This window comes from Streptomyces sp. ADI95-17, from assembly GCF_003846175.1.
Lineage (GTDB): Bacteria > Actinomycetota > Actinomycetes > Streptomycetales > Streptomycetaceae > Streptomyces > Streptomyces sanglieri.
The window spans coordinates 99,270-109,854 of the sequence record NZ_ML123054.1; the positions used below are offsets into that span (position 1 = coordinate 99,270).

The 10,585-nt window shown below is 69.6% G+C and carries 11 protein-coding genes and 1 tRNA gene; 10 read left to right on the forward strand and 2 right to left on the reverse strand.

Annotation, left to right across the window (positions count from 1 at the left end; all coding sequences use genetic code 11):
* Window positions 1–8: 8 nt before the first annotated feature.
* From EES42_RS40790 to EES42_RS40805, 4 genes are all read left to right on the forward strand, one after another.
* The gene (locus EES42_RS40790) at window positions 9–785 is read left to right on the forward strand and encodes a helix-turn-helix domain-containing protein (RefSeq protein WP_124723266.1); all 777 of its coding nucleotides are present in this window, start codon (window positions 9–11) and stop codon (window positions 783–785) included.
* The gene (locus tag EES42_RS40795; protein ID WP_124723267.1) at window positions 782–1,030 is read left to right on the forward strand and encodes a DUF397 domain-containing protein; all 249 of its coding nucleotides are present in this window, start codon (window positions 782–784) and stop codon (window positions 1,028–1,030) included. Before EES42_RS40790 ends, EES42_RS40795 begins: the two co-directional genes overlap by 4 nt.
* A 189-nt stretch (window positions 1,031–1,219) precedes the next feature.
* Window positions 1,220–1,807 carry an AAA family ATPase gene (locus tag EES42_RS40800; RefSeq protein WP_124723372.1) on the forward strand — a complete coding sequence of 196 codons (588 nt, stop codon included), beginning with the start codon at window positions 1,220–1,222 and terminating at the stop codon, window positions 1,805–1,807.
* Window positions 1,808–1,905: 98 nt separating this feature from the next.
* Window positions 1,906–2,421: a DUF1269 domain-containing protein gene (locus EES42_RS40805; RefSeq protein ID WP_124723268.1), complete on the forward strand. Its 516-nt coding sequence runs from the start codon at window positions 1,906–1,908 to the stop codon at window positions 2,419–2,421.
* A gap of 426 nt (window positions 2,422–2,847) precedes the next feature.
* Here the strand turns inward: EES42_RS40805 and EES42_RS40810 are convergent.
* A tRNA-Cys gene (locus EES42_RS40810) sits at window positions 2,848–2,919 on the reverse strand.
* 187 nt (window positions 2,920–3,106) lie between these two features.
* Between EES42_RS40810 and EES42_RS40815 the strand changes: the two genes are divergently transcribed.
* From EES42_RS40815 to EES42_RS40830, 4 genes are all read left to right on the forward strand, one after another.
* The gene (locus tag EES42_RS40815; protein WP_124723269.1) at window positions 3,107–4,573 is read left to right on the forward strand and encodes an MFS transporter; all 1,467 of its coding nucleotides are present in this window, start codon (window positions 3,107–3,109) and stop codon (window positions 4,571–4,573) included.
* 32 nt (window positions 4,574–4,605) lie between these two features.
* The gene (locus tag EES42_RS40820) at window positions 4,606–4,803 is read left to right on the forward strand and encodes an Arc family DNA-binding protein (protein ID WP_124723270.1); all 198 of its coding nucleotides are present in this window, start codon (window positions 4,606–4,608) and stop codon (window positions 4,801–4,803) included.
* Entirely contained in the window at window positions 4,803–5,171 is a 369-nt protein-coding gene (locus tag EES42_RS40825) for a type II toxin-antitoxin system death-on-curing family toxin (RefSeq protein ID WP_124723271.1), read from the forward strand. Before EES42_RS40820 ends, EES42_RS40825 begins: the two co-directional genes overlap by 1 nt.
* 164 nt (window positions 5,172–5,335) lie before the next feature.
* A complete protein-coding gene (locus tag EES42_RS40830) occupies window positions 5,336–7,117 on the forward strand; it encodes a DEAD/DEAH box helicase (RefSeq protein WP_124723272.1) in 1,782 nt (593 codons plus the stop codon).
* A 141-nt stretch (window positions 7,118–7,258) separates the two neighbouring features.
* Here EES42_RS40830 and EES42_RS40835 read toward each other — a convergent pair whose 3' ends face one another.
* Window positions 7,259–7,789: a hypothetical protein gene (locus EES42_RS40835; RefSeq protein WP_124723273.1), complete on the reverse strand. Its 531-nt coding sequence runs from the start codon at window positions 7,787–7,789 to the stop codon at window positions 7,259–7,261.
* Between the two features lie 285 nt (window positions 7,790–8,074).
* Between EES42_RS40835 and EES42_RS40840 the strand changes: the two genes are divergently transcribed.
* Both EES42_RS40840 and EES42_RS45320 read left to right on the forward strand, forming a co-directional pair.
* Window positions 8,075–9,703 (forward strand): WxL domain-containing protein, encoded by a 1,629-nt coding sequence (locus EES42_RS40840; RefSeq protein WP_124723274.1) that lies wholly within the window; start codon window positions 8,075–8,077, stop codon window positions 9,701–9,703.
* Window positions 9,704–9,967: 264 nt separating this feature from the next.
* On the forward strand, window positions 9,968–10,585 hold a 618-nt coding region (locus tag EES42_RS45320; RefSeq protein ID WP_164495524.1), incomplete at its 3' end, for a hypothetical protein.

The window sequence follows — 10,585 nt, forward strand, 5'->3', positions numbered from 1 at the left end:
GGAGGCTCGTGGGGGACCTGATTCGTATCCATCGGGTGCGGGCCGGGCTCACGCAGAAGGACGCCGCGGACAAGTTGTTGATCTCCGAGTCGCTGATGGGAGCGGTCGAGCGGGCGGAGCGCATCCCGGCACTGGAACTGCTGGCCGACGCGGACCAGGTCTTCGTCGCGGGCGGTGCGCTGAAGGCGTGCATCGAGCTGATCGACGAGGAGAAGTACCCGGCGAAGTTCCTGGGCTGGGCGCGGCTGGAACGGAAGGCGCGGGTCATCAGCGCGTACGAGACGATGCTGATTCCGGGGCTGCTCCAGACGGAGGCGTACGCGTACGCCCTGTACCGGGCACGCAAACCCGCATACACCGAGGACGAGATCGTCGAGCACGTCGAGGCGCGGCTGGAACGTCAGGCGGTGCTGATGCGCACGCCTCCGCCGTACGTCGGGTTCGTCATCGAGGAGTCGATCCTGGAACGGACGCTCGGCGGAGCCGAGGTGTTGAAGGAGCAGTTGCTGCACCTGCTGGAGTGCATGCGGCGGATGAACCACCTCACGGTGCAGGTGATGCCCTCGGATCAGCACACGCACGCGGGGTTGATGGGGCCCATGCAGTTGATGTGTACGGGAGAAGGACGCAATCTGGTGTACGTGGAGGCGCAGGGCGGCGATAGGTTGATCTCAAAGCCGGAGCAGGTGGGTGACATGTTCGACCTCTTCGGCATCCTGCGTGCCCAGGCGCTCAACCCCTGGAAGTCGGCGGAGATCATCGAAACGAAGGCGAGGCAACTGTGACCACCGGGCCCGAGCTCTCCTGGTTCAAGTCCAGCTACAGCGGCAACGAGGGCGAGGCCTGCATCGAAGTCGCCTACGACTGGCGCAAGTCCAGCTACAGCGGCAACGAGGGCGGCGCGTGCGTGGAGGTCGCCACCTGCCCCCACACCGTCCACGTCCGCGACTCCAAGGTCACCGACGGTCCCACCTTCGCCGTCGCCCCCGCCGCCTGGACCGCCTTCCTGGCCGGTGCTGTCACTGGCTGACCTCGGGATTGCTTCGCGCTGCTGCCGACTCCGGCAGCAGCGCCATTCCCATACGCCGACAAAGTCCGCCGACAAGTCAGCCGGCAGGTCCGCCGGTTCGTTCGCGTGCGGACTCGAACACCAACTGACGCCTGCCCGAGCGACCGACCTGCCAAGCCCGAGGAGAGAGCAGTGGACGACGACGTGGTGATGCCGGAGCGCGGCGAACGGGATGCGGACCGCGACGAACCCGGCCCCGCCGTCGTCCTCATCACCGGCGTGATGGCCTCCGGTAAATCCACCGTCGCCCAGGCCCTGGCCGAGCGGCTGTCGCGGGCTGTCCATGTGCGGGGGGACGTCTTCCGGCGGATGGTGGTGTCCGGGCGGGCCGAGATGGTGCCGGGGGCGTACGAGGAGGCCGTGGCGCAACTTCGGCTCCGGTACCGGTTGTCGGCGATGACGGCCGACGCGTACGCGGGCGAGGGCTGGACCGCCGTGGTGCAGGACGTGGTGCTGGGGGAGGAGTTGGCCGCGTATGTCGAACTCGTACGGACCCGGCCGCTGTACGTCGTTGTCCTCGCGCCCGACCCGCGAGCTGTTGCCGCGCGGGAGGCAGGGCGGGGCAAGAACGGTTACGGGGCCGGCTGGACGGTCGAGGCGTTGGACCGGGTGCTGCGGGAGGAGACACCGCGGATCGGGCTCTGGCTGGACACGACCGGGCAGAGCGTGGGGCAGACGGTCGACATGGTCCTCGCGGAGCTCGGCCGGGCGCGGGTGGTGGGAGCGGCGGAGGGCTGAAGCGGCTGGAGGGTCGATGCATTCGGACCTAATGTCTTATTTATTAGCAGTTCCTCTATGGTTGGTGCGATAACGCACCACGAGGAGGAGTCAGCCGCATGAGCAATCTGTTCGTCATCGCCTACGACGATCTCGCCACCGCCGACCAGGTCCGGGACAAGCTGCTGTCCATGAACCGCGAGCACCTCGTCGAGCTGGAGGACGTCGTCGTCGTCGAACGGCGTGAGAAGGACGGCAAGATCAAGCTGCATCAGGCCGTCAACCACGTGGGTAACGGTGCCGCGGGCGGCGCGCTGTGGGGGAGCGTCATCGGGCTGCTCTTCCTCGTGCCGTTCCTCGGTGCAGCGGTGGGCGCCGCGGCCGGTGCCGCCGGAGGGTCCGCTGTCGACACCGGTGTCAACGACGACTTCATGAAGGAGCTGAGCGCCAATCTCCGGCCCGGCGCCGCCGCCGTCTTCGTGCTCGTCAGGAAGTCCGCCCGCGACAAGGTCATCCCCGAGATCGTCAAGTTCGGTGGTCAGCTCGTGCAGACCTCGCTCAGCAAGGAGGACGAGGCACACCTGCGGGAGATGGTGAAGGAAGCGCTCAAGGAAGAGACGACGATCGCCTCCTGAGCTCCGGACCGTACGAGAGAAGGCGACCACCCTGCCCGCGCCGCGCGCAGGGTGGTCGCCTTTCGTTACGACAAGGTCGCCGACGGGCTGGCCGTCTACCGGCGCGACGCGATGGTCGTCTACGCCGATGCCCGGCTGAGCTGACCGACGGCTCACATTGCCGGGGGCTGCGGACCCCCGGCGACAAGCAACTCTCCCCCGCGCTCAGAACACTCGACCCACCGGACAGGCTCCAGCCATCCGACTGGGGGCGTCAGAGAGAGGGGCTCGGTCACCTGAGCTCGAGACTGCCGCAGGTGAGCATGGCGCCCTCAAGCTGGTTTCGTATTGTCCGCGCTCAAGGCACAGGGCTGTTCTTGAAAATGCCGACGCCCGCCCGGCGCGACGTGTGATGCGTGATGCGTGCTGGGCGGGCTCACCGCGCGGAGGCCGTGACCGGATTCGAACCGGTGTAACTCGAGTTGCAGTCGAGCCCCTGAACCACTCGGGCACACGGCCGTGTGTTTCTCGTTGTGCTTCAGACCGTAGGGCCGGGTGTGCGGGCCGCTCAAGGGTGCGGGGCGGGGTGCAATGCGACTGCCATACCGCGTTCACGATCGGCATCGTGGTCCTACGACCAACGGAGGACCGGCGGACCGTCTCGCGACAGGGTTCATGCGAGATTTTGCCCCTTACTCTTGGGCTCATGAGTGCCCTGGAACCGCGGGACGACGTCGATGTCCCGCCCCTTGCCGTGGACGACCCTGCCGCCGTCGAATCCGGAGGGGTGCTCGGGCGGAGCTATCGGGCGCTGAGCATCGGCATCGTCTCCGTCGTGTTCCTGATCGCCTTCGAGGCGACCGCCGTGGGGACCGCGATGCCGGTCGCCGCGCGGGAGCTGCACGGCATTCCCTTGTACGCGTTCGCGTTCTCCGCGTACTTCACGACCAGCCTCTTCGCCATGGTGCTCTCCGGGCAGTGGGCGGACCGGCGCGGTCCGCTGGGGCCGCTCGCCGCCGGGATCAGCGCGTTCGCGGCGGGGCTGCTGCTCTGCGGTACCGCCGGGAGCATGTGGGTCTTCGTCGCGGGGCGGGCCGTGCAGGGGCTCGGCGGCGGGCTGGTGATCGTGGCGTTGTACGTGGTGATCAGCCGGGCCTACCCGAAGCGGCTGCAGCCGTCGATCCTGGCCGCGTTCGCCGCGAGCTGGGTGATCCCCTCGGTCGTCGGGCCGCTCGCCGCCGGGAGTGTGACCGAGCACCTGGGGTGGCGCTGGGTCTTCGTCGGCATCCCGGTCCTCGTGGTGTTCCCGCTGGCGCTCGCGCTGCCCGCGATCCGGCGGCGGGCGTCGGGGCCGGCCGATCCGGCGGCGCCCGTCGAGCCGTACGACCGGCGGCGCATCATGCTCGCGCTCGGGATCTCGCTGGGCGCGGCGCTGCTCCAGTACGCCGGGCAGGAGCTGAACTGGTTCGCACTGCTGCCGGCCGCCGTGGGTGTCGCGCTGCTCGTGCCCGCGGTGCGGGGGCTGCTGCCGCCCGGCACCGGACGGGCGGCGCGCGGGCTGCCCTCCGTGGTGCTGCTGCGTGGTGTGGCGGCCGGGTCGTTCATCGCCGCCGAGTCGTTCGTGCCGCTGATGCTGGTCACCCAGCGCGGGCTCAGTCCGACGATGGCCGGGTTCTCGCTCGCGGCCGGCGGCGGGACCTGGGCGCTCGGTTCGTACGTACAGTCCCGGCCGCGCCTGGAGCCGTACCGGGAGCGCCTGATGGTGGGCGGCATGGTGCTGGTCGCCGCCGCGATCGCGGCCGCGCCCTCCGTGCTGATCGACTCGGTGCCGGTCTGGACCGTCGCCGTGGCCTGGGCCTTCGGGTGTTTCGGCATGGGCATGGTGATCGCATCGACGAGCGTGCTGCTGCTGAAGCTGTCGGCGCCGGAGGAGGCGGGGGCGAACTCGGCCGCCCTCCAGATCTCCGACGGGCTCTCGAACGTACTGCTGCTCGCCGGGGGCGGAGCGGCCTTCGCAGCGCTGGGCGGCGGGGCGGTGGGTGCCGTGCACGGGGCGGCGGAGGCGGGGGCCGACGGGTCTCATCCGGGGGCGTTCATGGTGGTCTTCCTGCCGATGGCGGGGGTGGCGCTGGTGGGGGCGTGGGTGGCGGGACGGGTGCGGGCAAACGCGTAGTACTGCGTAGTACCGCGTAGTACCATCGGTTCATGGCTGGTCTGAATCTGCGGTTTACCGAAGAAGAGCTGGATGCCTTGCGTGCGCGTGCCGAGGCGGAGGGGCGGAGCATGCAGTCCTTCGCCCACGATGCGGTGATCACCGCCATAAACGAACACTCACGTCTCTTCAACGAGGCGGCGGAGCATGTGTTGAAGGCGAGCGAGGAGCTCAACCGGAGGCTCGCCTGATGCAGTACCTGACCATGCCCGAGCTGCTCAACCTGGCAGGGCGCCTCGGCGCGGCGGAGGTGCGTGACTACGGCCTGCTCGACTCGGCGCTGGCCCGCCCGCAGTCGAGCGTGTTCGGTCAGGACGCCTATCCGGACGTTTGGCAGAAGGCTGCCGCATTGATGGAGTCACTGGCCCGCAACCACGCGCTCGTCGATGGGAACAAGCGCATCGCCTGGTACGCGACCTGGGTCTTCCTGCACATGAACGGACACCCGCTGGACGCCGGCTTCGATGTGGATGAGGCCGAGCAATTCGTGCTGGACGTCTGCCAGGGGGCACTGGACATGCCCAAGATCTCGGAGCAACTGCCCAGGTTCGCCAAGTAGCGAGCCCTCTGTGAAGCGGGTCTCAGAGGCGCCGAACCACGGCTGGTTCGTACGGGGTTCCACCCTGCCCCCCGGTAAGGTGGCCCGGTTGTCGTATCGCGGGCGGGTCCGTTCCGGCCCGCGGGACAGCGCCCCACGTACCCGAGAGACCCGAACCGGAGACCGTGACTACTACCGCCTCCCACCACCTCTCACCCGCCTTCCCCGGCCGCGCCCCCTGGGGCACGGCCGGCAAGCTGCGAGCCTGGCAGCAGGGCGCCATGGAGAAGTACATCCAGGAGCAGCCGCGCGACTTCCTCGCGGTCGCCACCCCCGGCGCGGGGAAGACCACCTTCGCGCTGACCCTCGCGTCATGGCTGCTGCACCACCACGTCGTGCAGCAGATCACCGTCGTCGCGCCGACCGAGCACCTGAAGAAGCAGTGGGCCGAGGCAGCGGCCCGGATAGGGATCAAGCTCGACCCCGACTACAGCGCGGGCCCGCTCAGCAAGGAGTACGACGGAGTCGCGGTCACCTACGCGGGTGTCGGCGTCCGGCCGATGCTGCACCGCAACCGCTGCGAGCAGCGCAAGACCCTGGTGATCCTCGACGAGATCCACCACGCAGGTGACTCGAAGTCCTGGGGCGAGGCGTGCCAGGAGGCGTTCGACCCGGCCACCCGGCGGCTCGCGCTCACCGGTACGCCGTTCCGGTCGGACACCAACCCGATCCCCTTCGTCGTCTACGAGGAGGGCAACGACGGCATCCGGCGTTCCTCGGCCGACTACACCTACGGCTACGGCAACGCGCTCGCCGACGGCGTCGTCCGGCCCGTGATCTTCCTCAGCTACAGCGGCAACATGCGCTGGCGCACCAAGGCCGGCGACGAGATCGCCGCCCGGCTCGGCGAGCCGATGACCAAGGACGCCATCGGGCAGGCCTGGCGCACCGCGCTGTCGCCCACCGGCGAGTGGATCCCCAATGTGCTGAGCGCCGCCGACAAGCGGCTGACCGAGGTCCGCAAGGGGATCCCGGACGCGGGCGGGCTGGTCATCGCCACCGACCAGGAATCGGCGCGCGAGTACGCCAAGATCCTCAAGCGGGTCACCGGCGAGAAGGCCACCGTGGTCCTCTCCGACGAGAAGGCCGCCTCGAAGAAGATCGACCAGTTCAGCGAGGACGACTCCCGCTGGATGGTCGCGGTCCGCATGGTGTCGGAGGGCGTCGACGTGCCGCGCCTGGCCGTCGGCGTGTACGCCACCACCATCTCCACGCCGCTCTTCTTCGCGCAGGCCGTCGGGCGTTTCGTGCGTTCGCGCAGGCGCGGCGAGACCGCTTCGGTCTTCGTACCGACCATTCCGATGCTGCTCGACTTCGCCAACGAGATGGAGGTCGAACGGGACCACGTCCTCGACAAGCCCAAGAAGGGCAGCGACGAGGAGAACCCGTTCGCGGAGGAGGACAAGCTCCTCGCCGACGCCGAGAAGCTGGAGGACGAGGAGACCGAGGAGCAGCTGCCCTTCGAGGCCCTCGAATCGGACGCGGTCTTCGACCGGGTGCTGTACGACGGTGCCGAATTCGGCATGCAGGCGCACCCCGGCAGCGAGGAGGAGCAGGACTACCTGGGGATTCCGGGGCTGCTCGAACCCGACCAGGTGCAGCTGCTGCTCCAGAAGCGCCAGTCCCGGCAGATCGCGCACAGCCGCCAGAGGCCGGCCGAGGAGGCCGACCTGCTGGAGAAGCCGGCCGACGCGCGTCCGGTGGTCACGCACAAGCAGCTGCTCGGGCTGCGCAAGCAGCTCAACACGATGGTCTCGGCCTACACGCACCAGAGCGGCAAGCCGCACGGAGTGATCCACACCGAGCTGCGACGGGTGTGCGGCGGCCCGCCGAGCGCGGAGGCCACGGCCGGGCAGATCCAGCAGCGGATCAAGAAGGTCCAGGAGTGGGCCACCCGCATGACGTGAGCGGGTGGGGGACGTGCGTGCGCCGGCCCGGAGCGGGGACAGTGGTCCTCGCCCCGGGCCGGCGTCGTGCGTGCGGATGGGGGTGGTGCGGCTGGCGTGCGTGCGGATGAGGGCGGTGCGGTTAGGAGGCGGGTGGTGCGGTCACCAGACGAACGGGGCGGACTGGTTGGCCGTGGCTACGCACGGGACCGTGGCCGACGTCGGGGACGAGGCCACGATCTGCAGTGACCAGTTGGTGGCGCTCGGCGGGGAGGCCAGCACCACGGAATTCGTGCTGTCCCCCGCGGCCAGGGTGCCGGAGGTGAGCTTCAGCGGGCCCAGGGTGATCGGGTTGCCGCCGCTCAGGCCGGGGTTGGTCTTCCCGGAGAACTGCACCTGACTGGTGACGCCGCCCGAGGTCTTGGTGAGCTTGAGCGTCGTCGTGATGCTGTTCGGGTCGGCGCTGGTACCGGCCGGCATGGTGATCGCGGTGGACGTGATCTTTATGGACTTGGACGTGCCCGAGTCGGTGGCGGTCAGGGTGGCGAGACCGCTGCCCCAGGCGCCGCAGTCGTACGTGGCCGTCGCGGTGAGCGGAGTCACCGCATGGGCCGCCGGGGCCAGGGCAAGTGCGCCGGCCACGGAACAGGCCGCGGCCAGCACCAGGGGGATGTGTCTTCGATTCGACGACATGACGGGGGGAACTCCTTCCGGTTCTGAATTCCGCAGATTCACCGAAGAACTGAAGAAGTGGATCTGCGTGCCGGGCCCGGCATGTCGGGTGCAGTGAAACTGTGACCTTCACAGAAGTCAAGAGATGCCAACATGCGCTCTTGAAATTCCCGCGGAAATGCTTTTCGGGCATTTCAGATAAGGATCATCCGGTTCTCTCTTGACTTCTCCGCACGTGACCTCCTCAATGTGCGCAATCAATGGGCCATGGAGGGGTGTCTGGTGATACGACGACGAAGACCCGGCGTGACCGGTCTGCTCGCTGCCTGCCTCGTGATGTCGCTGAGCTGCGCCGGGGCCACCGCCCAGGCCGCACCGCAGGACGCGGCGGCGGCCGGGCGGCAGGCGGCCGGTGCGGTCACCCCGTCCGTCCACTGCGTGCTGCCCGCGGGGCAGGGGGAGGCGACCGGGCCGCAGGAGATGACCGTCGAACTGTCGCCCGCGGTCGTCGCCCCGGGTGGCAAGGTGCACGCCAAGGTCACGCTGGGGCCGTCCCCCGCCACCAGCGCGCTGGCGCTGGAGGACGTGCCGACCATCCCCAGCCTCGATCTCGCGATGTCGGGCGGGGCGACCGGCACCGTCACCGTGCGGGGTGCCGAGTTCACGATGGACATCCCGGCCGGGAAGCCCATCGAACTCCCGCCGTACGAAGGGGACTTCCTGGTCCCGGCGAACGCCTCCGGGGACGTCTCGTTCGCCCCGGTCCGTACGCTGACGCAGACCAAGGTGCTCGGCTCCGTCTTCGAGACGCCCTGCGACGTCGTGGGCGGCGGCGGCAGCGTCGGCAGTGTCACGGTGGAGGGGGCCGGCTCCGAGCCCCCCACGCTGACCGCTCCCGTCGATCCGGTACGTCCCAACACCGCGGTGGCGCTGGGCGGTTCGGGGTGGACGCCGGGCGGGGCGCCCGTGCCCTCGCTCTGTGCGGTGGGCGGTGGCGGCTGCGATCCGCTGAAGTTCAGGAGCCACACGCTCACCATCGGCGGTGACGGCACGCTGGCCGGCACGGCCACCCTCGCGGAGGCCGGCGCGGTGCCGGACGGCGCGTACGAAGTGAAGGTCAACGACGGTACGAAGGAGGCAACCGCCCCCCTCACCGTCCGGGCCGTCGCGGCCGGCGACCGTGAGATCGCGCTGTCGCGCAGCAGCGGACCCGTCGGCAGTGTCATCACGGTCAGCGGCAAGAACTACAACCCGGACCGCTGGATCAACGTCATCGGCCTCGACGCCTCGGGCACCGGGCTCGACGACAGCGCGGTCTACGTCAAGAGCGGCTCGGACGGCACGTTCACCGTCGAGTTCACCGTCATCTCCGACGCCGTCGTCGCGGTCCAGGCGGACGAGGGCAACGATCCGGCGACCGTGCGGACCGCGCCGTTCACCGTCTCCGACGGCGGGGGAGGGGACGGCGGCAGCGCCGACCAGCGGCTGAGCACCTCGGTCAGGGCCGGGACGCTGTCCATGGTCCAGGACGGTGACACCGTCGACTTCGGTACGACGGTGCTGGGCACCGGCAGCGGTGTGCAGCGCTCCCGGCTCAACCGGGTCGAGGTGGAGGACGGCCGCGGTGTGAACAGCGGCTGGTCGCTCACCGCCACGCTCTCCGGCTTCACCGCCTCCGGCGGCGGCACCATCCCGGCCGACGCCGTCCGGTGGACGCCCAGGTGCACGGCGCAGAACGGCAGCGTGGGGGCGCCGGTGGCCGGTTCGCCCGCCGCGCTCGGGAGCGGGGCGGCGAGCCTCTGCCGGATGGATCCGGACGGCTCCCGCCCGTTCACCGGCGGCCGGTTCGACGCCGACGCCGATCTGACCCTCACCGTCCCCGGCTTCACGCCGCCCGGAGATTACAGCGCCACTCTCACCCTCACTCTTCTCTGAAATCTTCGTTTTCCATTCTCCATTCTCCGTTCTCGGGAGATCTTCCGGGAGCCGTGAGGGAAAGTTCCGGAGGCGCCCGCCCGCTCTGTATCGCATCGGAGCGGGCGGGCGTCGCCATTCCGCATCGGGGAATTTCCGCAGCCGACATCTCAGCCATGAAGGAGACGCATGTCCGTGTCCGCCAGATCGAGAAGAACCGAACGGCCGGGAAGGGCCGGCCGGCCGAGGATGGTTCACCGAAAGCGTGCGGGGTTACGTCGTGCCGTGGCGCTCACCGCCGGGGCCGTGCTCGTCTGGACCGGCGGCACCGTCGCACTCGCGCCCGCCGCCGAGGCCGGCACCGTCACCCCGACCGTGCACTGCTCCCTGCCCGCGGGCCAGGGCGAGGCGACCGGGCCGCAGCAGATGAGCGTCGACCTCTCGCCGGCGATCGTCGACCCGGGCGGCAAGGTCCACGCCAAGGTCACCCTCGGACCGTCCCCCGCCACCAGCGGACTCAGCCTGAGCGATGTGCCCACCACCCCCAGCATCGACTTCGCGATGTCCGGCGGCGCCACCGGCACGGTCACCGTCACCGGCCCCCAGATCAACCTCGACATCCCGTCCGGCAAGCCCATCGAAATCCCGCCGTACGAAGGGGACTTCCTCATCCCCACCAATGCGAGCGGCCCGATCACCTTCACCCCGATCCGCAATCTGACGCGTACGAAGGTGCTCGGCTCCACCTACGAGACCCCGTGCGACGTGGTGAGCGGCGGCGGCTCCATCGGCACCGTGACCGCCGAGGGCACCGCGGGGCACCCGCCCACCCTGACCGCGCCCACCACCGCCGTCCGGCCGTCCACCGCCGTCGCCCTGTCCGGCAGCCTCTGGACCGCGGGC

Excerpts from the sequence above, each read along its gene's own strand:
- EES42_RS40800 (WP_124723372.1), top strand. The coding sequence starts at position 1,220 with ATGCCGGAGCGCGGCGAACGGGATGCGGACCGCGACGAACCCGGCCCC.
- EES42_RS40805 (WP_124723268.1), top strand. The coding sequence starts at position 1,906 with ATGAGCAATCTGTTCGTCATCGCCTACGACGATCTCGCCACCGCCGAC.
- EES42_RS40815 (WP_124723269.1), top strand. The coding sequence starts at position 3,107 with ATGAGTGCCCTGGAACCGCGGGACGACGTCGATGTCCCGCCCCTTGCC.
- EES42_RS40820 (WP_124723270.1), top strand. The coding sequence starts at position 4,606 with ATGGCTGGTCTGAATCTGCGGTTTACCGAAGAAGAGCTGGATGCCTTG.
- EES42_RS40825 (WP_124723271.1), top strand. The coding sequence starts at position 4,803 with ATGCAGTACCTGACCATGCCCGAGCTGCTCAACCTGGCAGGGCGCCTC.
- EES42_RS40835 (WP_124723273.1), bottom strand. The coding sequence starts at position 7,789 with ATGTCGTCGAATCGAAGACACATCCCCCTGGTGCTGGCCGCGGCCTGT.